Source organism: Microbacterium sp. ARD31 (genome assembly GCF_031844425.1).
In genome coordinates, this window is sequence record NZ_JAUZVE010000060.1 from 15,831 (window position 1) to 39,268 (window position 23,438).

Below are 23,438 nucleotides of genomic sequence, written 5' to 3' on the forward strand. Positions count from 1 at the left end.
CGCCGGGCGGACGTGGCACGGGCGCGGCGGGCCCTGGGGCGGGGTCAGCCCTGGGAGGCGAGGGCGAGCGGGAGGACGGCGCCCGCGCCGGCCGCGCGGATCTCCGCGGCGGCGACGGTCAGGGTCCAGCCGGTGGCGACCTGGTCGTCGACGAGCAGCACCGTCGCCCCCGGGGGGACGTCGGCGTCGAGCCCGCCCCGGCGGCGTACGGCGGCGACGCGCTGCGCCGAGTTGGACTGGCCGGCCCGCGGCGGGACGGAGTCGTCGCGGATCGCCCACGCGCCGACGACCGGGACCTGCATGACGCGGGAGAGCCCGTCGGCGAGGTCGCGGGTGAGGGTGGGCCGGGTGGCCGACTCGACCACGACGATCGCGTCGGGGCGCGACGTCCACTCGGACGACCAGTCCTTCATCACGTCCATCACGGCCTGGGCGAGGCCGGGCGGGACCGGGCCGTCCGGGGTGTCCTCGCGGAAGAGGGCACGCAGCGCCTGGCCGTGCCCGAGGTCGGTCAGCCGGGCGACCACCCGACCGGGCTCGGCGGCGTCGGCGATCTTGCCCTTGAGGTCGAGGCCGAGGTTGGCGAGCGCGGTCGGCCACATCCGGCGCGGCTCGAGGACGACGCCGGGCCGGGAGAGCCGCTCGCCGGCCTCGGCGACGGCCGCGTCGCTCACCGACGTCGACAGCGTGAGACCACCGCAGTTGTCGCACCGGCCGCAGTCGGCGGCGTCGGGGTCGTCGAGCTGCTCGCGGAGGTAGCGCATCCGGCACTCGGTGGTGCGGAGGTAGCCCAGCATCGCCTGCTGCTCGCGCTCGCGCGCCTCGGCGACGCGGGCGTAGCGCTCGGCGTCGTAGGCCCACGGCCTCCCGGTGGCGACCCAGCCGCCCTGGACGCGCTGCACGGCACCGTCGACGTCGAGCACCTTGAGCATCGACTCCAGGCGGTTGCGGCCGAGCTCCACCCGCGTCTCGAGGGTGGCGGTGGACAGCGGGCGGTCGGACTCGGCCAGCGCGGCCAGGGTGTCGCGGACCTGCTCCTCGCGGGGGAAGCCGAGCGAGGCGAAGTAGGCCCAGATGTCGCGGTCCTCGATCTGCGGCAGCAGCACGACGGTCGCGTCGTCCGTGCCGCGGCCGGCGCGGCCGACCTGCTGGTAGTAGGCGACCGGGGACGACGGTGCGCCGAGGTTGATGACGAAGCCGAGGCTGGCGTCGAAGCCCATGCCGAGGGCGCTCGTGGCGACGAGGGCCTTGACCCGGCCGTCGACGAGCGCCTGCTCGAGGGCGTGGCGCTCGTCGGCCTCGGTCTGGCCGGAGTAGGCGGCGACCTCCAGGCCGCGGTCGCGGAGGTATCCGGCGACCTCCTGGGTCGCGGCGACGGTCAGGCAGTACACGATGCCGGAGCCGGGCTGCTCGGCGAGGTGGTCGGCGAGCCAGGCCAGGCGCTGCTCGGGTGTCTTCAGCTGCACCACGCCCAGCCGGAGCGACTCCCGGTCGAGGGTGCCGCGCTGCACGAGCACCTGCGCGTCGGCGTCGGCGGCCGCGGAGGCGTGGACCCCCAGCTGCTCGGCGACGTCGTCGGTCACACGCTGGTTGGCCGTCGCCGTCGTGGCGAGCACCGGGATCCCGGAGGGGAGCTCGGCGAGGAGCGTGCGGAGGCGGCGGTAGTCGGGGCGGAAGTCGTGGCCCCAGTCGGAGATGCAGTGGGCCTCGTCGACGACGAGCAGGCCGCAGGTGGCGGCGAGGCGGGGCAGCACCTCGTCTCGGAAGCCGGGGTTGTTGAGCCGCTCGGGGCTGACCAGCAGGACGTCGACCTCACCGGCGTGGATCTGGTCGTGGATCGGCTGCCACTGGTCGATGTTGGTGGAGTTGATCGTCACCGCCCGGATGCCGGCGCGCTCGGCCGCGGCGATCTGGTTGCGCATCAGCGCGAGGAGCGGGCTGACGATGACGGTCGGGCCGGCGCCTGCCTCGCGCAGCAGCCGGGTGGCCACGAAGTAGACGGCCGACTTGCCCCACCCGGTGCGCTGCACGACCAACGCCCGGCGGTGGTCGACGGCCAGCGCCTCGATCGCGTGCCACTGGTCCTCGCGGAGGCTGGCGTCGTCGCGCCCCACCAGGGCACGGAGGTGGCGCTCGGCGGACTCGCGCGCGGCGTGGCGTACGTCGTCGGTCACGGCGGTGCCGCTGGTGCTGGTCATGCCCCCTGTCTACCAACCGCCACCGACGCGGCGTGCTGGTCCTCCACAGGTCGCTGGTCGAGGGTCTCGTCACGAGGACGTCGTCCGTCCCTCGACCAGCGGGGCGGGAGGTCAGCGCCGCTGGCTGCGGGCGATGAACGCGTCGAGGTCGATCCCGGCCTTGCGGGCCGCCCGGCGGACCTCCGGCGAGGTCAGGTCGGGGGCGACGAACGACTCCGGGGTGATGCGGCGGTCGGCGGCGGCGTACTGGCGCTGCAGCGCGGCCTGGCTGCGCGCGGAGGCGGCAGCGGCGGCCCGGACCTTGGCCGTGACCGCGAAGGCGCCGCCCACGGTCGAGCTGACGACGGGCGTGTAGCCGTTGGAGTGGCCGAGCACGTTCGGGTGGTAGCTCTCGGACACCGGGTAGGAGAGGCCGTTGAGGTACTCCTGGTCGTCGCACACCGCGTGGCCGACGAAGGCGCTGGTCGGGTTGGCGAAGCTGAACCCGGCCGCGGCGGCTGCGGAGGCGGTGCGGGAGTTGATGAGGTCGGCCGTCTGGTTCAGCCGCGCCTCCTCGTCGGGGGAGAACCAGGTGAGGGCGTTGCAGTCCTCGCCGTTGAAGATGCGGGGGTAGCCCACGACCACGACCTTGGCGTACGGCGCCCGGCTGCGGATGCCGGCGTAGAGCGTCGAGAGCGCCGACGGCAGCGTCGTGTTGATGTAGGTCTGCGCGGTGTTGATCTTGCCGTTGCAGTTGCTCGCCCAGCCCGTCAGCGCGCACTCGGTGAGCACGTCGGCGAAGCCGGCGTCGTTGCCGCCGACCGAGATCGTGACGTAGGTGGTGGCGGTGGTCAGCGCGCTGAGCTGCGTGCTGGTGACGTCGCCGATGCGCGCACCGGAGCAGGCACGGAAGTTGAGGTCGTACCCGCGGGCGGCGGCGATCAGGCTCGGATAGGCCCTGGTCGAGCGCTGGCAGGTGGTGCCGTCGCTGAGGTAGGTCCGGGTGCCGGTGCCGGAGGCGTAGGAGTCGCCGAGGGCGACGTAGACCGGGACGGCTGCCTGGGCGGGCTGGAGGAGCAGGGGGCTGAGCAGGCCCACCAGGGCGGAGGCGAGGACCGCCAGGCGTGCAGACGTGCGCTTCATCGTCGAAGACCTCCGAGAGAACGGGTCACCCGAGTGTGACCGCCATCACACCCTAGGGACGCCCGGGGTCCCGCGACCAGACCGAACGGTCAGGTTTTGCCTCAGGACCCGACGCGCCGCAGCCTCGGGCCGGGCGGGTCGGGCTCCACCGCGTCGCGGAAGGACTCCCCCGCCAGCACCGGGACGACCTCGCTCACGTCCTGGTGCGCCGCGATCTCGACGTCGGCCACGAACCCGGCCTCGACCAGCTCGCGCCCGCTCGCGCAGGCCAGCAGGTCCACCGGCATCGTGGCCGCCTGCCAGGCCGCGACCGCCATCCGCACCTCGGGGCTCGTCACCACGTCGGGCACCTCACCGACGAGACCGGCCAGCACCGCGCCCGCGCCCCACAGGTCCTCGACCGCCGGACGGAGGGTGTCGTCGTGCCACCGCTCCCCCGCGGGTACGACGACCACGCTGGCGCCGCCGGCCACCTTGGGGGCTAGCCACCGGGCGACGGCGGCGGCGTTGCGCAGGCACGCACCGACGACCTGGGCCCCGGACTCGGCGAGCGCGAAGGCGATGGTCGAGCCGTTGGGCGAGGGCAGCACCAGGCGCTCGACGCCCTCGACCTCGGACAGGCTGGCGGGCGAGAGCGAGACGTGCCGGGCGCCGGGTCGCGACAGCGCCTCGAAGCGGCCGACCGCCAGGGTCGCGCCGTGGCGCATCGCGTGCTCGGCGGCGCGGGCGTCACGCCAGCGGTAGGGGAAGACCTCGATGCCCCGCTCGACCGCCACGCTCAGCGTGGTGGTGAAGGACAGCACGTCGACGACGACGGCGTAGTCCGCGGGAACCGCCTCGGCGCCCGTGGGCCCCCACTCCATCCGGAGCCGGTAGGTCGACTGGTCGTGTCCCGGCAATGTCACGCGAGACATTCAACAACCCCGGCGGTCCCGTCGCGCAAGCCGCGCTCGGTCAGTCCGCGGCGTTGGGCACCACCAGCACCGGGACCGGCGAGTGGCGTACGACCTGGGTGGCCGTCGAGCCGAACCGGAGGCCCTTGAAGCCGCCCGCTCCCCGCGTGCCGACCACGAGCATCTCGGCGCCGGCCGCTGCCGAGACGAGGCACTCGGTCGTCTGGCCGCGCAGGGCGTAGAGCTGGAGGTCGAGGTCGTCGGAGAGCCCGGCCGCCGCGCAGTCGGCCTTGAGGTCAGCCACCACCGCCGCCTCGAACTCCGCGAAGGGCGGGACGTAGCCGCCGACCATCGAGTCGGGTCGCGGCGCGGTCGCGAGGTTCCACACCCGGACGACGTGGAGCGTGACGCCGAGCCGCTGGGCGAGGTCGGCGGCGCGACGCACGACGACACCCGATGCTCGCGAGCCGTCGTGCCCGACCACGATCCCGCCGCTGATGTGGGCTTCTCTCCTGACCATGCTCCATCGTACGGAGCGGACGGGCTGTCCGCGAGGGGGCGAAGGGCCCTACTCGGCGCCGGTCACCAGATCCGGACGCGGCCCTCCGGCTCGAGCCAGAGCCCGTCGCCGGGTCGGGTCTCGAAGACCTCGTGGAACTCGTCGAGGTTGCGCACGATGTTGGCGCGGAACTCGGCCGGGCTGTGCGGGTCGATGGTGAGGTACTGGAGCTCCTGCTCCTTGCGGCGCTTGGTGCGCCACACGTGGGCCCAGTTCAGGAACAGCGTGCGCCGCTCCTCGACGGTCGCCTCGCCCCCGCGGCTGATCAGGTAGGCCTTGTAGGCGATCGTCAGGCCGCCGAGGTCGCCGATGTTCTCGCCGACCGTGAGGCTGCCGTTGACGTGCTCGCCGGGAAGGCTGCGCGGCTCGAAGGCGTCGTACTGCTTCACCAAGGCCTGCGACTTGGCCTCGAAGGCCGACTTGTCGTCGGCGGTCCACCAGTCGTGCAGGTTGCCGTCGCCGTCGTACTGGGCGCCCTGGTCGTCGAAGCCGTGGCCGATCTCGTGGCCGATGACGGCGCCGATGCCGCCGTAGTTCTCGGCCTCGTCGGCGTCGGGGCTGAAGAACGGCGGCTGGAGGATGGCGGCCGGGAAGCAGATCTCGTTGGTGCCCGGGTGGTAGTAGGCGTTGACGGTCTGCGGGAGCATCAGCCACTCGTCGCGGTCGACCGGCTGGCCGACCTTCTCCAGCTGCCGGTCGGTCTCGAAGGAGGACGCGGAGGCGACGTTGCCGAGCAGGTCGTCGGCGGAGACGCTCAGCGCGGAGTAGTCGCGGAACTCCGTCGGGTAGCCGATCTTGGGGTAGAACCGGTCGAGCTTGTCATAGGCCTTCTGCTTGGTGTCCTCACCCATCCAGTCCAGCGCCTCGATGGAGCGGCGGTAGGCGGTCACCAGGTTGGCGACCAGCTCGTCCATCATCTGCTTCGACGCCGGCGGGAAGTGGCGTGAGACGTAGACCTTGCCGACCGCCTCGCCGATGGCGCCCTCGACGAAGTCGACGCCGCGCTTCCAGCGCGCACGCAGCTCCGGCGTGCCGTTGAGGGTGCGGCCGTAGAAGTCGAAGTTGGCCTGGACGAACTCCTCGGGGAGGTAGGGCGCCGAGCTGCGCACGATCCGGGCGTGCAGGATGTCGCGCCAGGTCTCGATCGGCGTCTCGTCGAGCACCGAGGACAGGTGCGAGAAGAAGTCGGGCTGCATCACGATCGTGGTGCGCAGCGTCTCCTCGGTGCCGCCGAGCGCGGTGACGTAGGTGACCCAGTCGAAGGCCGGGCAGAGCGCCTGCAGCTCCTCGAGGCTCTTGTGGTTGGTGGTCTTCTGGACGTCGCGCGTCTCGGCTGCCTCCCAGTGGCCCTCGGCCAGGCGGGTCTCGTAGGCGAGCACCGCCGCCGCGGCAGCGGCCGGGTCGTCGTGGCCGCTGAGGGTGAGCAGCTGCGTGAGGTAGTCGACGTACTTGGCGCGGATCTCGGCGAACTTCTCGTCGTCGTAGTAGGACTCGTCGGGCAGGCCGAGGCCGCCCTGGGCGAGGTAGACGATGTTGCGCGAGGCGTCGGCGCGGTCCGGGGTGATGTAGGAGCCGAACAGCCCCGGGCCCCCGATGCGCTCGAACATGCCGAGGAAGGCCGCGAGCTCCTGGAGGTCGGAGATCCGGTGGGCCCGGTCGAGCAGGCCCTTGATCGGTCGCAGGCCCTTGGCCTGGATGGTGTCGGTGTCCATGAACGACGCGTAGAGGTCGCCGATCTTGCGCTCGTCGTCGTCGAGCTCGTCGGCGGGCCGGTCGGCGAGCTCGGTGATGATGTCGCGCACCTGCTGCTCGGCGGCGTCGGCGAGCGCGATGAAGGCGCCCCAGCTCGACTTGTCCGACGGGATCTCGGTCTCCTCGAGCCACCGTCCGTTGACGTGCCCGAAGAGGTCGTCCTGGGGGCGGATGTCGGGGTTCATGCCCTCGCGGGCGGAGTCGAGGATCGTCACGCGCCCGACCCTAACCCCGCGCCCCCACCCCCGGCGCCGACCCACCGGTCCAGACCACGTGCCAGCACCCGTGCCGACTCACCCGAATGGGTGAAGGCTGTGCGTCACTCGACCTGCCACCGGGAGGACACGTGTTCGTACGCACCCGCACGCTCGCCGCTTCACTGCTCGCCGCCTCCGTGACCGTCGCGCTCGCCGCACCTCCGGGTCACTCCCTCCGGGCCGAGCCGCGGGTGACCGCGCGGAGCTGGACCGCCCTCGCCCCGAGCTCCTCGCCCAACTACGCCCAGGCGAGCGCCGTACGCACCGCCGACGGCCTCCAGCACGTCGTGTGGATCGTCGACGAGGGCGCCGGGGCCAACTACCTCCACACCACCATCGACCGACGTGGTGGACAGGGCCCGGTCACCCGCGTGCTGCCGACGGCGTGGTCGCAGCTGAGCACGCCGGTGGACCTCGAGGTGGACGCAGCCGGTCGCCTGCGGATGTCCTTCCGGGGCACCGTCGACGGCAACACGGCCGACTTCTTCACCTATCGCGGCGTCTACTCCGCGGTCTCGGCCGACGGCGGGGCCACGTGGGTGGTGCCCCGCGAGGTGCTCGCGGTCAGCGACGCCAGCGGGGGTGGCAGCACGTTCGCGAACCTGCCGGACGGCAGCGTCCTCGGCGGCTACGGCGACACCGGCGGGTTCCACTGGCACGTCGGCGCCATCCCCGAGGCCGCCGAGCCGACCACGACCAACGCCGAGTTCACCGACCACGACGCGATGGCCGCCCAGCTCGTCGGAAGCGGCTCGGCAGTGTGGGTGCTCTACCAGAGCGTGCGGGCCGGCGGGATCTTCGCCCGGCAGGTGTGGCCGTCGCTCGGCGCGCCGGTCCGCGCGCCGGGTGGCTACACGAACCCCGGGCAACCGATGGCCGTGGTCGACCGGCCCGGCGTCGGCCCGGTGGCGGCGTACATGCTGAACGACCAGGTCGTGCTGTGGGACGTGCTGGCCAACCGCACCCACCGCGTGCCGGGCATGAAGGGTGCCAGCGCGCCCGAGCTCGCCGTGCTTCCCGACGGGCACCTGTGGGTCGTCTCGGCCGGCCCCATCGGCTACGACCCGCGGGCCTCGAGGGTCGCGGCCCGAGGCTGGGCCGTCGACCGTCGACCCACTGTCCTGCCCGACGTGTACTCCAGCTTCGGCGTCTCGGTGTCGGCCTCGACCGCGCTGCGTGCCGAGGTGCTGCTCGTCGCCAACGAGTCCGGCGAGCCGACACGGCTGATGGCGCGCTCGGTCGCGGCGCAGATGGTGCTCCGGGCGACCCCCCGCAGGTGGGGCAGCGGCCGTTCCCAGTCGGTCGTCTTCAAGGTCACCGACGTCGACGGCAAGGTGTCGGGGGCGAAGGTGAAGGCCGCCGGCCGACGCTGCACGACCGCCAGCTCCGGGAGGTGCACGATCCGCTTCGCCGGCATGCGGCCCGGACGTGTCGCGGCCACGGCGCGCAAGCGGGGCTACGACGACGCCAAGGTCGCGCTGACCGTCCGACGCTGAGCGTCAGCGCACCCGCACGACGGACTTGCCGAACGTCACTGCCGGCGCGGGGAGTCACCTGACCCGCACGACCGACTTGCCCAGGGTGCGGCGCTCGTCCATGTCGACGAGCGCCTGGCCGAAGCCGCCGAGGTCGTACGTCGCGCCGATCGGCGGCTTGACCACGCCCGAGGCGAACATCGGCTCGAGGCGGTGCCACTGCTTCTGCATGTAGCCCGGCCTGGTCATCGCGTAGGCGCCCCAGCCCACCCCACGCACGTCGGTGTTGTTCAGCAGCAGCCGGTTGACCTTGACCTCGGGGATGCCCTGGCCGGCCGCGAAGCCGACCACGAGGATCCGGCCCTGCTCGGCCAGGCAGCGCAGGGAGTCGGTGAAGGCGTCGCCGCCGACCACGTCGAGGACGACCTCGACGCCGCGACCGCCCGTGAGCTCCTTCACGCGGTCCTTGAAGTCGGGCCCGACGACCGCCTCGTCCGCTCCGGCGGCGAGCGCGAAGGCCGCCTTCTCCTCGGTGCTGACGACCGCGATGGTGCGCGCGCCGAGACCCTTCGCGACCTGGAGGGTGGCCGTGCCGACGCCACCGGCCGCGCCGTGGACGAGCACGGTCTCGCCCTCACGCAGGCCGCCGCGCTCCTCGAGCGCGAAGAGGGCGGTGAGGTAGTTCATCGGGATCGCGGCGCCCTCGTCGTACGACAGCTCGTCGGGCAGCGCGAACGTGAAGATCGCCGGGTTCGCGACCTGCTCCGCGGCGCCGCCGTTGAGGTTGACCCCGGCGACCCGCTGGCCGACGCGGAAGCCGCTGGACTCCGGCGAGCCCGGGTCGAGGACGACGCCCGCGAAGTCGACGCCGAGGGTGAACGGCGGCTCGGGCTTGAACTGGTACTCGCCCCGGCTCAGCAGCAGGTCCGGGAAGGACACCCCGACGCTGTGCACCTCCACCAGCACGTCGTGGTGTCCCGGCCGCGGCGGGTCCACCTCGCGCACCTCGACGTCGGACGGACCGGTGAGCGTGACGACCTGGACTGCCTTCATGGGGGCGACCCTAGCGATCGGGCTCACCCCACCCGCTTGACCTCGGCGAGCTCGAAGTGCATCGGGTCGGTCCAGCGCCAGTCGCCGCCCCAGGCGAAGCCCCAGGTCTTGAACACCGACACGACGGCGCGGTTCATCTCCCCCACCGTGCCGCGCTGGTTGCCCGGCACGTTGAGGTCGAGCGCGAGGCCGAAGGAGTGGTTGGACAGCGTCGTGGTGTTGGCGATGAACCGCGGGTAGTAGCAGCCGGCGTACTCGCCCGGGTGGATCTCGTCGGCCAGCCCCAGCTGCTGCACCTCGAGCAGCGCGGCACGCAGCTGGGGGAACAGGTCCTTGTGGCACGTCACGCTGCCGAGGATCGGCACCACCTCGGTGCGGATGTTGGCCGCGACCCAGGCCGGGTCGGGCGCGATGCGACCGCCGCCGATGACGCGGTAGCGGAAGGTGCCGACCACGCTGCCGAGGGTGCCTCCGGTCGGGATCGCGGTCAGTCGCGCCTCGGGGTCGAGGCCGAGCTGCGACGCGATGTCGAGCATCTGCACCGACGCGTCCTTGCCGACCAGCTTCTCCAGCGGCTTGCGGATGGAGGCCGGGGAGATGTCGTCGGTGGAGATGAGCAGCCCGTTGTCGGTGGCCATCTCGATGTCCTCGGCCCACGCCGTGTTGACGACCATGTCGATCGTCGGGATCTGGGGGGTGTACGCCCCCACGTGCAGGCTGGGCGCGTCGTCGTCCGAGCCCAGCCGGATCATCCCGTCGTCGTCGGCGAGGCGCTTGGCGACCTTCTCGTCGGTCGCCATCTCGCCGCCGGCGACCCGGTCCCAGGCCTCCTGGAAGTCGGCGACGTCCGCGCGGGTGAAGAGGCGGTAGGCGGCCGGGTCCACCGATGCGACGGTCAGCACCCTGTTCTCCAGCGAGACCTGGCCGAGGCCGATCCGCTCGGTGTGGGCGACGCCCTCCAGCTTCTCGATCCGCTTGATGGTCGAGGCGTCGAGGGCCTGGTCCCACTGGACGAGGATGTCGGCGCTCCAGAGCCGGCCCTTGCGCTTCCCGGGCGGGTCGACGGCGTGCTCCGGGTCCGCCACCGGCGTGCTCGGGTCCTCGGACGGCGTCCCGGTCGCGCTCGGTCCGGAGGCGGGCGACGGGTCGGGGTCCGTCGCCGCCGGCTCGCTGCACGCGCCCAGCAGCACGGCGAGCGCAGCGGTCGCCGCGACCGTGCCCCGTCGTCGTACCCGCATGGGGAGACCCTAGGTCGTGACCCGCATTCCTAGGTCCGGGCTGGGTGGAGCCGGTGCGGGATCGTGATCCAGGAGATCAGCCCGCCCACGAGGAGCAGCACGGCGCAGGCGATCATCGCGGTGGCGTACGCCGCGTCGAAGCGCGCCGGGTCGCGGTAGTCGTCGCCGCCGAGGCCGACCGCGACGGGCAGTGCGGCGACCGCGAGCAGCGAGCCCGCACGGGCCACGGCGTTGTTGATCCCACTGGCGGTGCCGGCGACCTCGTCGGGCGCGGCGGCGAGCACGGTCGCGGTGAGCGGGGCGACCATCAGCGCGAGGCCCAGCCCGAACACGGTGAGGCCGGGCAGCACGTCGCGCCACCACGTCACGCCGGGGCCGACGGCCAGCAGCCAGAACGTGCCGACCGCCATCACGGCGGGCCCGAACGTCATCGGGATGCGCGGTCCGATGCGCTCGCCCAGCGCTCCTCCTCGGGCGGCCAGCAGGAGCATGCAGGCGGTGATGGGCAACGTGGCGAGCCCGGCCTCGAGGGCGTTGTAGCCGCCAACGGTCTGGAGCTGGAGGACCAGGAAGAACAGGATCGCGCCGAGGGCGGCGTAGACGAGGAGGGTCATCGCGTTGGCGGCGCTGAAGGTGCGGTCGGCGAAGAGGCCGAGCTGCACCATCGGCTCGGGCACCCGGCGCTCGACGGCGACGAAGCCGACCGCGGCCAGGACGCCGAGCGCGGCGGCCCACCACGTCGCGGGACCGCCCGCGTCGGTCAGCGCCCACGTCGTGCCGGCGAGCGCGAGGGAGGCGAGGGCCGCCCCGGCGAGGTCGAAACGTCCGTGGGCGCGTGGGTCCCGGGTCTCCGGCACCCAGCGCTGCGCCAGCCAGACCGTGATCGCCGCGAGGGGCAGGTTGATCAGGAAGATCCAGCGCCACGAGGCGTGGTCGACCAGCAGCCCACCGATCAGCGGGCCGAGCGCGGCCGCGATGCCGCCGAGGCCTGACCACGCGCCGATCGCGCGGCTGCGGTCCTCGGCACGGAACGCACCTTGGATCATCGCCAGGCTTCCCGGCGTCAGCAGTGCGCCGCCGATGCCCTGCAGCACCCGCGCCACGATCAGCACCTCCGCGGTCGGCGCGAGGCCGCACGCCAGCGAGGCCAGGGCGAACCAGATCGTGCCGATGACGAACACCCGCCGCCGGCCGAGCCGGTCACCCAGCGCACCACCGAGCAGGATCAGCGAGGCCAGCGACAGGAAGTAGCCGTTGGTGATCCACTGCAGCTGCGACAGCGACGCGTCGAGGTCGGTGCCCATCGTGCGCAGCGCGACGTTGACCACCGTGCCGTCCAGCAGCGTCAGCCCCGACCCCAGGGTCGCCGCCGCCACGATCGCCCGCCCCGTCGACGTCCCCCACGCGACTGTGCTCATCTGGCGCCTCCGCTTCGCTCCGGCGCGTGTCGCGGCGCTCGTGACCCGCTCGTTCGTCGTCGTTGTTGCGAGCTCCCCCGCTTCGCTCCTCCGCTCGCAACCCTCCTCCTGCACTCCCGGGCGCGCCGCGACGAAACACCGGCCAGAGATGTTCCGGGCCCGGCCATTGCGGATTGAATCGAGATCAATGCAATCCCGGGTCGCCCTGGCTTCCTCAGCCCACGCGCTCGGCGCCCGACGACGTCTGGACTGACGAGCGAGCGAGCGCGACGAGCGCAGCGAGGCAGCTCGGGAGCGAGGAGGGAAGACGACGTCTTCAGGGGCGTCGAGCACGCGCGAGCGGAGCGAGCGCCAACAGGCACAGCTCAGCCGCCCAGCACGCGCCCGGCGAGCCAGGCGATGTCGGCGCCGGTCTGCTCGGGGGAGGAGGAGGGCTGCATGACGTGGCTGAGCACCACGCGCACGACCATGTCGATGGCGGGGTCGAGGTGCTCGGCGTCGATGCCCGGGGCGTACGGCGCGACGCGGGCGCTGACGACCTCCTTGGCCGCGCCGAGCAGGGATCCGGCGTTGGTGGTCAGCAGCGGGAGGAGCTCGGTGTCCGCGCCGTGCGTCGCGCTGACGACCGCGTGGAGCAGCTTGTTGGCGCGGGCGTAGGTGAGCACGTCGCAGACGGCGCGCTCGATGGCGTGGGTGAGGTCGTCCGGCTCCTCCTCGAAGGCCCGCTCGACGACACCGAGGAAGCGCGCGAGCTCCTCGAGGATCATCGTCTCGGCCAGGGCGGTCTTCGAGCCGACCTCGTTGTAGACCGTCTGGCGGCTGACCCCGGCCTCCTCCGCGAGGCGGGCCATGGTGACCGCGGCCCAGCCCGACGAGGTGGTCATCGCGACGGCGGCCGCGACGATGCGCTCGCGCGTGGTGGTGCCGCCGGTCGCCATGCCCGCAGTCTGTCAGGTCAGTCCTGCGCCGCCCGACGTCCGGCGGGCACCTTGGTGACGAAGGTGAGCGCCACCGAGGCGAGCGCGATGATCCCGATGGTGGTGTAGGCGACGGTGTAGGCCTTCTCCTCGCCGATCAGCGCGGCGGCGATCAGCGGGCCGATGACCCCGCCGAGGCTCCACCCGACGAGCATCAGGCCGTAGATCGCGCCGGCGTTGCGGACCCCGAAGAAGTCGCCGGCCGTCGCGGGCATCGTGCCGAAGGTGCCGCCGTAGCAGAGGTAGACGACGGCGGCGAGCACCGCGAAGAGGACGACGTTCGAGGCGTGCGGCAGCACGATCAGGCAGATGCCCTGCAGCAGCAGGATCGCGGCGAACGTGCGCATGCGGCCGAGGTAGTCCGACACCGCGGCCCACACGATCCGGCCGCCGCCGTTGAAGATCGCGAGCACGCCGACGAGGGCCGCCGCGCCGCCCACGCTGTAGCCGGAGATGTCGGTGGCGCTCGCCTTCGCCTGGGAGATCAGCGAGATGCCGGCGGCGACGCTGAGGGTGAGGATGGCGGTGAGGAGGTACCACTGCGGGGTGCGCAGCGCCTCGCCCTGGGTGTAGTCCCGCCCGGACCCGGCGCCCTCGTCGGAGACCGGTTCGTGGCCGGGCACGGTGAAGCCCTCCGGCGGGTTGCGGAACACCGCCGCACCCGCCAGCGACATCACGAGGTAGGCGATCCCGAGCGGGAGGAAGGCGCTGGTGGGGTCGTCGGGCTCGCGGTCGATGAGCGCCTGGGCGACCGGCGAGGTGAGCACCGCACCGAAGCCGAAGCCGCCGACCGCCAGGCCGGTGATCAGGCCCTTCCGGTCGGGGAACCACTTCTGCAGCATCGCGATCGGCACGATGTAGGCGACGCCGAGGCCGAAGCCGGAGATCACGCCGTAGCCGAGGATCAGCAGCCAGTAGTCGCCCTCGCCGTTGGTGAACGAGGCGAGCAGGATCCCGACGGCGTAGATCACCCCGCCGATCAGCGCGACCACCCGGGGACCCCGCCGGTCCTGCAGCCGACCGCCGACGTAGCTGCCGATGAAGATCATGCCGATCGTCACCTCGAACGGCAGGGCCGCGCGCACCTTGCCCAGCTGCCAGGGCTCGGCCTTCTCGAGCGCCCCACCGAAGACGGACCAGGCGTAGACCGCCCCGATGGAGAACTGCAGCAGCAGTCCCGCGGCGACGAGGAGCCACCGGAACCCGCCGGGCGAGGATCCGCTCGCGGTCGCCCCGCTCGGGCGGTGCGTGTCGCTGCGGTGGGTCTGGCTCATGGTTCCTCCTCCGGTCCGGGCGCCGTCAGGAGGTCGGGACGCGAGACCTACGGACGGGCCTTCCCCCGGTACCCACGGTCGGCGCGTTCACGCTGCGGTACGACGGTGTACTTGGGGTCGCGGGCCGAGGCCATCCCGGCCTTGTAGACGCCCATGCGGGTGCAGAGCGAGCCGGCCATCAGCGCGGCTCCGGAGACCATCGACACCACCCTGCTCCGGCGACCGACCAGCGCCCCGGCGGCGCCGGCGACGGTGAGGCCGGTCGCGGCGCGCATCCACCGCCCCGCGGTCCCCTGGTGCAGCGTCTCGGCGGACAGGCCCATCGACTGCTCCATCCGCCGCTCGGCGACGAGCTCGACCACCGCGCCACCCACGGCGAAGGCGCGGGCGGGCCCGGCCTCGGCGACCGGGGAGCCCAGCATCCCGAGGCCGCCGGACGCGGCGGCCGCCGAGCCGCAGAAGACGAACGGCAGCTCCTCGTGCGCGCTGTGCCACGCCGGCGTCGCGGTGTCGGCCAGCAGCACCGCGGTGTAGGCCGCCACCGGCGGCGCGGTGAGCGCGCCGACCAGCCCGGCGGGTCGCCCGAGGAAGCTGACGAGGCGGAGCGGGCCGACCCGCTGCCACGGCGCGGGGAGCATGGAGACGACCTCCGCGGCGGACGCGAGTCCGGCGAAGGGTCCGTGCAGGCTGAGGATCCACGTCCCGACCGACATCGGCGAGGTGAGCTTGGCGACCCGGAGCATGTTGAGGAAGCGGCTGGGCTTGCCGAGGTCGTGGACCAGGAACCCGATGCTGAGGCCGAGCCCGCCGAGCGAGCCCAGCCGCGCGACCCGCCGCAGGCCGGGCCGGCCGGTGAGGTCGGCCCCCGCACCCAGCAGGGCGCTGCCGGCCGCGACGCCGCCGGTGAAGAGGTAGTAGGCGATGTCGTCCTCCCACGGCGCCGGCTTCACGATCGGCCGTCCGTAGTAGGACGTGAAGTCCGCGTCGGGGACCATGACCTGCTCGGCCCCGCCCTTGCCGCCGCCCTTGCCGCCTCGCTTCCTGCCGTGCGTGCCGTCGCGCTCGCGCCCGGGGCTGCCGCCGTGCCGGACCTGCGTCATCGCGGCCTCCCCAGGAAGGACAGCGCTGCCCCGACCAGCATCGCGGTGCCGGCCATGCCGGCGCGCTTGAACATCCGGGGCAGGTCCTTGGTGGTGACGACCGGGTCGGGCGGCAGGCCGTAGACCTCGGGCTCGTCGAGCAGCAGGAAGAACGCACCCGTGCCGCCGACGCCGTCCTCGGGGTCGTTGCCGTAGAGCCGGGCGTCCATCACGCCCTGCTCGTGCAGCGCCGCGACCCGCTCGTTGGCCCGCTCGCGCAGCTCCTCGACGTCGCCGTAGAGGATCGACTCCGTCGGGCACGCCTGCGCGCACGCCGGGCGCTGGTTCGCGGTGAGCCGGTCGTAGCAGAGCGTGCACTTCTGCGCGATGCCCACCTTCGGGTCGCCCTCGGGGCCCTTGCGCCGGTCGATGACGCCGTACGGGCAGGCGGCCACGCAGTAGCCGCAGCCGTTGCAGATGTCGTCCTGCACCACGACGGTGCCGAACTCCGAGCGGAACAGCGACCCGGTCGGGCAGACGTCGAGGCAGGCGGCGTGGGTGCAGTGCTTGCACACGTCGGAGGACATCAGCCACTGGAAGTCCGGCTTCGCCTCGTCGGGTACGTCGCTGGGCGGGGCGCCCACGGTCGGCATCCCGAGGTCCACGGCAGGCTGGTCGGGCGCGGTGGACCGCCCGGGGCGCTCGATGAAGGCGACGTGGCGCCACTGGTTGGCGTTGAGCGAGTGGCTGTTGTCGTAGGAGGTCCCGAGCATCTGGAAGAGGTTCTCCGGGACGTCGTTCCACTCCTTGCACGCCACCTCGCACGCCTTGCACCCGATGCACACGCTGGTGTCGGTGAAGAACCCCTTGCGGGGCGGCGGGGCGGCGTAGCCGGCGTCGGGTGCCGGGTCGAGCGGGCCGTAGAGGCTGTTGCGGCCGATCACTGGTCCTCCCGCTGGTGGGGCGCGTGCTGGTCCTCGCCGTCCATGGCGTCCGCCGAGCCTCGCACGGCCTCGGGCGAGGCGGTGACGATGGGCTCGGCGACCTCGTCGACGGCCCCCGACCGGGCGGCGTACCCCTCGACGTACTCGCGCAGGGCCCGGCCGGTGGGGCGCCGGCCGGGACGCACGTCGCAGGTGCCGACCTTGCTCTCCTGGATCAGGACGTTGGGGTCGAGGGAGATGCCGAACAGGTCGTTGGCCGAGTCGCCGCTCACCAAGCCGCCCTGGCCCCAGTGGTAGGGCATCCAGACCTGGTGGACGGTGCGGCCCTCGACGCGCAGCGGCCGCAGCCGCTCGGTCACCATGACGCGACCCTCGATGGCCGACCGCGCGGTGATCACGTGGCACCAGCCCATGTGCTCGAGGCCGCGCTCGGCGGCGAGCGCCGGCGAGACCTCGACGAACATCTCCGGCTGGAGCTCGGCGAGGTGCTCGAGGTAGCGGCTCATGCCGCCCGCCGTGTGGTGCTCGGTGAGCCGGCTGGTGGTGAAGACGTAGGGGAAGACGCCGGGCCGGCCGTCCTGGGGCACGGGGTTGAGCGGGTTGTCGGCGCGGCGGTACTCCTTGCGCGTCGGGTTGCCCTGCTGGCCGTGCAGGAGGTTGCGGAACGGCGACTCGACGGGCTCGTAGTGCGTGGGCATCGGGCCGTCGACGAGCCCCTGCGGGACGTAGAGCGCACCCTTCCCGTCGCCCTGCATGATGAACGGGTCCACGCCCTCGATCGCGGCGACGCCCTCGGCCCCCTCGGGCGCGCGGTACGACGGCGGCTTGGTCTTCTCGAAGTCCGGCACGTCGTCGCCGACCCACTGGCCCTGCTGCTCGTCCCACCAGACGTAGGCCTTGCGCTCGCTCCACGGCCGGCCCTCGGGGTCGGCGGAGGCGCGGTTGTAGAGGATGCGGCGGTTCATCGGCCAGGCCCAGCCCCACTCGGGCGCCACGAAGGACTGGTCGTGGCGGGACTTCCGGCGGGCGGCCTGGTTGACGCCGTCGGCGTACACGCCCGTGTAGATCCAGCAGCCGCCGAGCGTCGAGCCGTCGGCCTTCATCTCGGTGAACGACGACAGCGGACGGCCCGTCGCGACCTCGTAGCCGTTGATCTCCCGGAGCACCGCCTCCGCGCTGGGCTCGCCCCACCCGGCGGCCACCTGCTCCGGGTCGCCGTGGAGCGGGTAGTCCCAGGCGAGGTCGAGGACGGGACGGTCGCGCTCGTCGGACGAGCCCGCCAGCCGATCCCGCACCATCCGGCCGAGGTGGTAGAAGAACCAGAGCTCGGACGTGGCGTCGCCCGGCGGCTCGACCGCCTTCTCGCGCCACTGCAGCATCCGCTGCGTCTGGGTGAAGGTGCCCTCCTTCTCCACGTGGGAGGCGGCGGGGAAGAGGAACACCTCGGTGCGGCACTCCTCGGTCACGATCTCGCCGGTCTCGATCTCGGGCGCGTCCTTCCAGAAGGTCGCGCTCTCGATCTCGAACAGGTCGCGGACGACGAGCCAGTCGAGGTTGGCCATGCCGAGCCGCTGGGCGCGGCCGTGGGCGGAGCCGACCGCCGGGTTCTGGCCCAGCAGGAAGTAGCCCTTGACCTTGCCGTCGATCATGTCGAGCACGGTGCGGTAGGTCCCGTGGTCGCCGGTGATGCGCGGCATGTAGTCGAAGCAGAAGTCGTTGTCGGGCGTCGCCGCGTCGCCCCAGTAGGCCTTGAGCAGGTTGACGCCGTAGGCGCCGGCGTTGGACCAGAACCCCTTGGCGCCGGGGTTGCGCACCGAGTCGATCCAGTCGGTGAGGGTCTGGTGCTTGGCCGCGTTGGGCATCGGGAGGTAGCCGGGGAGGATGTTGAACAGGGTCGGGATGTCGGTCGACCCCTGGATGCTCGCGTGGCCGCGCAGCGCCATGATGCCGCCGCCCGGGCGTCCCATGTTGCCGAGGAGCAGCTGCAGGATCGCGCCGGCACGGATGTACTGCACGCCGACGCTGTGCTGGGTCCAGCCCACGCTGTAGACCAGCGCCGTGGTGCGCTCGCGGCCGGAGTTCTCCGTCCACGCCCGGCACACCGCGAGGAAGTCGTCCTGCGAGACGCCGCACACCTGCTCGACGACCTCGGGCGTGTAGCGGGCGTAGTGGCGCTTGAGCACCTGGTAGACGCACCGCGGGTGCTGCAGGGTCTCGTCGCGCGGCGGGTGCGCGCTGACCGAGGTGCCGTGCGACTCGTGCTGCAGGCCGGCCGCGGTGTCGCGGTGCTCGACGTGGTCGCCCGAGCTGTCGGCCTGCGAGCGGTGCAGGTCCTCGTCGTCGTCCTCGGAGGCGTACTGCCAGCTCGTCGGGTCGTAGGTCCGGGTCTCGGGGTCGAAGCCGGAGAAGAGGCCGTCGAGGTCGTCGGTGTCCTGGAACTTCTCGCTGACGATCGTCGCGGCGTTGGTGTAGTTGACGACGTAGTCGCGGAAGTCGAGCTCGTTCTCGAGGACGTAGTTGATGATGCCGCCGAGGAACGCGATGTCGCTGCCGACGCGGATCGGCACGTGCTGGTGGGCCAGCGCGCTGGTGCGGGTGAACCGCGGGTCGACGTGGATGATCCGCGCGCCGCGCTTCTTCGCCTCCACGACCCACTGGAAGCCCACCGGGTGGGCCTCGGCCATGTTGGAGCCCTGGATGACGATGCAGTCAGCGTTGGCCAGGTCGGCCGTGAAGCCGGTGGCGCCGCCGCGTCCGAAGCTGGTCCCCAGACCGGGGACGGTGGCGGAGTGTCAAATACGCGCCTGGTTCTCGATCTGGATGGCGCCCATCGCGGTGAAGAGCTTCTTGATGAGGTAGTTCTCCTCGTTGTCCAGCGTCGCGCCGCCGAGGCTGGCGATCCCCATCGTGCGCCGGACCTTCCGCCCGTGCTCGTCGAGGTCCTGCCAGGCGTCGCGGCGCGCCTTGACCACGCGGTCGGCCACCATGTCCATGGCGGTGTGGAGGTCGAGCTCCTCCCACTCCGTGGCGTAGGGGCGGCGGTACTTCACCGTGGTCTGGCGCAGCTCGCTCGTGACGAGGTTCTTGCTGGCCGAGCCCTTGGGGCACAGCCGGCCGCGGTTGACCGGGCTGTCCGGGTCGCCCTCGACCTGCACGACCTTCTCGTCCTTGACGAAGACCTTCTGGCCGCAACCGACGGCGCAGTAGGGGCACACGCTGCGGGCGACGCGGTCCGCGGTCGCGGTGCGCGGCTCGACCTCGTCGGTACGGCGGGAGCGCACCGCGCGACCGCGTCCGAGGAGGTCGCCGTCGGCCAGCTGGCGCAGGACGGGCCACGGCAGAAAGGACCCCTTGGTGCGCGCCGCCTGCTCCGTCACCCGAGCCTCCCTCTCACCAGCCGGTCACCGACCTGGACACCCGGGGTACCCCGCCGGGCCACGCCTCATGCCTGCGGTCTCGAACCTACGGCCCGCACCCGTCCGGGTCCACCACCGACGGGGTGGGTCAGCGGTGGGTCAGCGGACCTGCAGCAGGGTGTCGCCCCGCGGCACCACCTCGCCGACGACCGGGTGGCCGGGCAGCTCCCCCACGACGAGCAGGCCGCCGGAGGTCTGGGCGTCGGCGAGGAGCAGCAGCTCGTCCTCGTCGACCTCGGAGGCGAGGTGCGGACGGACCCAGTCGAGGTTGCGCCGGCTGCCACCCGGGACGAACCCCTCGGCCAGCGAGCGCCGCGCCCCGTCGACGTACGGCACCGCGGCGGCGTCCACGACCGCGGTCGTGCCGCTGGCCCGCATCATCTTCATCAGGTGCCCGAGGAGGCCGAAGCCGGTGACGTCGGTGGCCGCCCGCAGCCCGGCGTCCACCGCGGCGGCCGACGCGTCCTTGTTGAGCGTGCTCATCACCGCGATCGCCTCCTCGAAGCGCTCGCCGGTGGCCTTGTGCCGGTTGTTGAGGACGCCGAGGCCGAGCGGCTTGGTCAGCGTCAGCGGCAGGCCGGCGCGCGCCGCGTCGTTGCGCAGCAGCCGGTCGGGGTCGGCGAGGCCGGTGACCGCGAGGCCGTACTTGGGCTCGGGGTCGTCGATGCTGTGCCCGCCCGCGAGGTGCGCGCCGGCCTCGGCGCACGCCTCGGCGCCACCGCGCATCACCTCCGCGGCCAGCTCGAAGGGGAGCCTCTCCCGCGGCCACCCGAGCAGGTTGACCCCGACGACGGGGATGCCGCCCATGGCGTAGACGTCGGAGAGCGCGTTGGTGGCGGCGATGCGACCCCAGTCGTAGGGGTCGTCGACGACGGGGGTGAAGAAGTCGGTGGTCAGGATGACGACGCGACCGGTGCCGTCGGCCGCCGGGTGGATGCGGACCGCGGCGGCGTCGTCGCCGTGCTCCACGCCCACCACGAGGTCGCCCGGCGCGTCACCCCCCGCCCGGCCGCCGGGCAGGTCGCCGAGGACCCGCTCCAGCTCGCCCGGTGGCACCTTGCACGCGCACCCCCCGCCGGCGGCGTACTGGGTCAGGCGGATCGCGGTGCTCTCCTCGACGCTCACCTCGCCAATCTAGGTCGGGTGTCCAGACCGACGACGGCCCTCGTCGCCCACCACCACCGAATGCCCGCCCTCCGGGTATCTAGGTGTGAGCGCCCGCGCGCGTCGACGACGTCTGCCCCCGGAGGTCGAGGCCGTCGGGGCTTGGCGTTCGTCGCCCGGCCCGGCCGGAGCGTCGAGGGCGCACGGCTAGGGTGATGGCGGAGGCGGTTCTCGTCTGGTGACGGACGCGGTCCTCAAAACCGTTGTGGCCCAGCACCTGGGCCAGGCGGGTTCGATTCCCGTCCGCCTCCGCCACACGTGACACGACGCCGCGCCTCAGGAGGGTGGGTGGTGGATCCCAGGCGGGCGGTCCCGCGCACCGACCACGTCCTCGCCGACCCGCGCCTGCGCGAGGCCGCCGACCGGCTCGGCCCGGCCCTCGTGAAGCAGGCCGTGGTGGCCGCACAACAGCGGTGCCGCGACGGCGACGTGGCCCCCGAGGAGGTCGCGGACGTCGCGGTCACCGCGCTCCCGGCCTCGGCGACGACGCTGCGCCGGGTGGTCAACGCCACCGGCGTCGTGGTGCACACGAACCTGGGACGTGCCCCGCTCTCGTCCGCCGCGGTCGACGCGCTGCGGACCGCGGCCGGGGCGACCGACGTCGAGCTCGACCTCGCGACCGCGCGCCGCGGCCGGCGAGGCCGCGGCACCCTGGAGGCCCTCGCCGCCGCGGTGCCGGACGCCGAAGCGGTGCACGTGGTCAACAACGGCGCCGCCGCCCTGGCCCTCGTCACCCGCGTGCTCTGCCGCGACGGGGGCGCCGTCGTCATCGCCCGCGGCGAGCTCGTCGAGATCGGCGACGGCTTCCGGATCCCCGAGCTGATGGAGTCCGTCGGCGCACGACTCCGCGAGGTCGGTACGACGAACCGGGTGCGGCTCGAGGACTACGCCGAGGCCGTCGACAACGACACGGCGTTCGTCCTCAAGGTGCACCCCTCGAACTTCGCGGTCCGGGGCTTCACCTCCTCGGTGCCTGTCGCCTCGCTGGCGACGCTCGGCGCCCCGCTCGTCGCCGACATCGGGTCGGGGCTCCTCGCCCCGCACCTGCGACTGCCCGACGAGCCCGACGCCGCCTCCACCCTCCGCGCCGGGGCCGACCTGGTCACGGCGTCCGGCGACAAGCTGCTCGGCGGACCGCAGAGCGGCCTGCTGCTCGGGCGCGCTGCCCTCGTCGAGCGGTTGCGCCGCGACCCCTTCGCCCGGGCCCTGCGCGTCGACAAGCTCACCCTGGCCGCCCTCGAGGCGACCCTGGCCGGCCCCCTCCCGCCGGTGCCGGCCGCCCTGGCGCGGTCCGCCGACGACCTGCGCGCCCGCGCCGCCGCGATCGTCGCGATGCTCCCCGACGCGCTCGGCGCCTCGGTCGTCGACAGCGAGGGGGCGGTCGGCGGCGGCGGTGCTCCCGAGGTCGGCCTCCCCAGCGCCGCGGTCGCCCTGCCCGAGCGCCTTGCCGAGCCGTTGCGCGCGCTCGACCTCCCCGTGGTCGGGCGGCTCGAACGCGGTCGGCTGCTGCTCGACCTGCTGGCGGTCGACCCGGGTGAGGACGACGCGGTCGCCGACGCCGTACGCCGTGTGGCCGCCACGGAGGAACCCGGCTGATGCACGTCGTGGCCACCGCCGGTCACGTCGACCACGGCAAGTCCGCGCTCGTCGAGGCGCTGACCGGCACCCACCCCGACCGGCTCGCCGAGGAGCGCCGCCGGGGCCTGACGATCGAGCTCGGCTACTGCTGGACCGAGTGGCCCGAGGTCGGCGAGGTCGCCTTCGTCGACGTGCCCGGCCACGAGCGGTTCCTCACCACGATGCTAGCGGGCGTCGGCCCGGTCCCCGCTGCGCTCCTCGTCGTCGCGGCCGACGACCCGTGGATGCCGCAGGCGGCCGAGCACCTCGCCGCCCTCGACGCGCTCGGCGTACGCCACGCGGTCGTGGCGGTGACGCGGTCCGACCTCGCCGACCCCGGTCCTGCGATCGCGCGGGCGCAGGCCGAGGTCGCTGCGACCGGGCTGGCGGGCGCGCCCGTGCTGCCGGTCAGCGCGCGGACCGGCGACGGGCTCGAGGACCTCCGGGCGGCCCTCGTCGCGATGGTGGCGGGGCTGCCGGAGCCGGACCCGGCGGCCGACGTGCGGCTGTGGGTCGACCGGCGGTTCACCGTCCGCGGTGCCGGCACCGTCGTCACCGGCACCCTGCCCGCGGGCACCGTGCGGCGCGGCGACAGCCTGGCTCTCGGGGACACCCTGCTCCGCGTCCGCGAGGTGCAGGCCCTCGGCCGCGACCGGGACGCCGTCAGCGGCGTCGCTCGGGTGGCGCTCAACCTCGGCGGCCGCACCGACGACCTCACGCGCGGCAGCGTGCTCGTCGCGCCCGGCGCGTGGCACCACACCGACGTCGTCGACGTCCGCTGGAGCGGTGCGGGCGAGCCGCCGACCTCGCCCGTGCTGCACGTCGGAGCCGCGGACGTCCCGGTGCGGTTCCGTCCCCTCGGAGAGGGGCTCGCCCGACTGTCGACGCCCCGCCCGCTGCCGCTGCGCGTCGGCGACCGGGCGCTGCTGCGTGACCCCGGCCGTCGCCAGGTGTGGCGCGTCGACGTGCTCGACCCCGATCCGCCACGGCTGCGTCGCCGCG

General features: G+C 73.2%; 17 protein-coding genes and 1 tRNA gene. 4 read left to right on the forward strand and 14 right to left on the reverse strand.

Annotation, left to right across the window (positions count from 1 at the left end; genetic code table 11):
- Positions 1-44 precede the first annotated feature (44 nt).
- The 5 genes from Q9S36_RS45805 to Q9S36_RS45825 form a co-directional block, all read right to left on the reverse strand.
- Entirely contained in the window at positions 45-2,198 is a 2,154-nt protein-coding gene (locus Q9S36_RS45805) for a DEAD/DEAH box helicase (RefSeq protein ID WP_311291430.1), read from the reverse strand.
- Between the two features lie 111 nt (positions 2,199-2,309).
- Positions 2,310-3,320 carry an SGNH/GDSL hydrolase family protein gene (locus Q9S36_RS45810; protein WP_311291431.1) on the reverse strand — a complete coding sequence of 337 codons (1,011 nt, stop codon included), beginning with the start codon at positions 3,318-3,320 and terminating at the stop codon, positions 2,310-2,312.
- Between the two features lie 101 nt (positions 3,321-3,421).
- A complete protein-coding gene (locus tag Q9S36_RS45815; RefSeq protein ID WP_396653973.1) occupies positions 3,422-4,234 on the reverse strand; it encodes a 2-phosphosulfolactate phosphatase in 813 nt (270 codons plus the stop codon).
- Between the two features lie 40 nt (positions 4,235-4,274).
- Entirely contained in the window at positions 4,275-4,733 is a 459-nt protein-coding gene (locus tag Q9S36_RS45820; RefSeq protein WP_311291433.1) for a universal stress protein, read from the reverse strand.
- A gap of 62 nt (positions 4,734-4,795) precedes the next feature.
- Positions 4,796-6,739 (reverse strand): M13-type metalloendopeptidase, encoded by a 1,944-nt coding sequence (locus Q9S36_RS45825; protein ID WP_311291434.1) that lies wholly within the window; start codon positions 6,737-6,739, stop codon positions 4,796-4,798.
- Between the two features lie 131 nt (positions 6,740-6,870).
- On the opposite strand from Q9S36_RS45825, the gene Q9S36_RS45830 reads away from it, so the two are divergent.
- Positions 6,871-8,277: a hypothetical protein gene (locus Q9S36_RS45830; RefSeq protein ID WP_311291435.1), complete on the forward strand. Its 1,407-nt coding sequence runs from the start codon at positions 6,871-6,873 to the stop codon at positions 8,275-8,277.
- 54 nt (positions 8,278-8,331) lie between these two features.
- On the opposite strand, the gene Q9S36_RS45835 is transcribed toward Q9S36_RS45830, so the two are convergent.
- The 9 genes from Q9S36_RS45835 to selD all read right to left on the reverse strand — a co-directional run bounded on the left by Q9S36_RS45835 (position 8,332) and on the right by selD (position 20,780).
- Complete coding sequence (locus tag Q9S36_RS45835) at positions 8,332-9,309, reverse strand: NADPH:quinone oxidoreductase family protein (protein WP_311291436.1); 978 nt, start codon at positions 9,307-9,309, stop codon at positions 8,332-8,334.
- Between the two features lie 23 nt (positions 9,310-9,332).
- Positions 9,333-10,547 (reverse strand): M15 family metallopeptidase, encoded by a 1,215-nt coding sequence (locus Q9S36_RS45840; protein WP_311291437.1) that lies wholly within the window; start codon positions 10,545-10,547, stop codon positions 9,333-9,335.
- 29 nt (positions 10,548-10,576) lie between these two features.
- Positions 10,577-11,965 (reverse strand): MFS transporter, encoded by a 1,389-nt coding sequence (locus tag Q9S36_RS45845; RefSeq protein WP_311291438.1) that lies wholly within the window; start codon positions 11,963-11,965, stop codon positions 10,577-10,579.
- A gap of 365 nt (positions 11,966-12,330) precedes the next feature.
- On the reverse strand, positions 12,331-12,903 hold the full coding sequence (locus tag Q9S36_RS45850) for a TetR family transcriptional regulator (protein WP_311291439.1): 573 nt from the start codon (positions 12,901-12,903) through the stop codon (positions 12,331-12,333).
- Positions 12,904-12,920: 17 nt separating this feature from the next.
- The gene (locus tag Q9S36_RS45855) at positions 12,921-14,216 is read right to left on the reverse strand and encodes an OFA family MFS transporter (RefSeq protein WP_311291440.1); all 1,296 of its coding nucleotides are present in this window, start codon (positions 14,214-14,216) and stop codon (positions 12,921-12,923) included.
- Positions 14,217-14,263: 47 nt separating this feature from the next.
- The gene (gene nrfD / locus Q9S36_RS45860; RefSeq protein WP_311291441.1) at positions 14,264-15,316 is read right to left on the reverse strand and encodes an NrfD/PsrC family molybdoenzyme membrane anchor subunit; all 1,053 of its coding nucleotides are present in this window, start codon (positions 15,314-15,316) and stop codon (positions 14,264-14,266) included.
- A complete protein-coding gene (locus Q9S36_RS45865; RefSeq protein WP_396653974.1) occupies positions 15,313-16,239 on the reverse strand; it encodes a 4Fe-4S dicluster domain-containing protein in 927 nt (308 codons plus the stop codon). The genes nrfD and Q9S36_RS45865 overlap by 4 nt, the downstream gene beginning before the upstream one ends.
- A complete protein-coding gene (gene fdh, locus Q9S36_RS45870) occupies positions 16,236-19,580 on the reverse strand; it encodes a formate dehydrogenase (protein WP_396653975.1) in 3,345 nt (1,114 codons plus the stop codon). Before fdh ends, Q9S36_RS45865 begins: the two co-directional genes overlap by 4 nt.
- Before the next feature lie 174 nt (positions 19,581-19,754).
- Positions 19,755-20,780: a selenide, water dikinase SelD gene (gene selD / locus Q9S36_RS45875; protein ID WP_311291443.1), complete on the reverse strand. Its 1,026-nt coding sequence runs from the start codon at positions 20,778-20,780 to the stop codon at positions 19,755-19,757.
- Between the two features lie 199 nt (positions 20,781-20,979).
- On the opposite strand from selD, the gene Q9S36_RS45880 reads away from it, so the two are divergent.
- The 3 genes from Q9S36_RS45880 to Q9S36_RS45890 all read left to right on the forward strand — a co-directional run.
- A tRNA-Sec gene (locus Q9S36_RS45880) sits at positions 20,980-21,074 on the forward strand.
- A gap of 33 nt (positions 21,075-21,107) precedes the next feature.
- Entirely contained in the window at positions 21,108-22,415 is a 1,308-nt protein-coding gene (gene selA, locus Q9S36_RS45885) for an L-seryl-tRNA(Sec) selenium transferase (RefSeq protein ID WP_311291444.1), read from the forward strand.
- Positions 22,415-23,438: GTP-binding protein (locus Q9S36_RS45890; RefSeq protein ID WP_311291445.1), on the forward strand; the 1,024-nt coding region annotated here is incomplete at its 3' end. The genes selA and Q9S36_RS45890, both read left to right, overlap by 1 nt.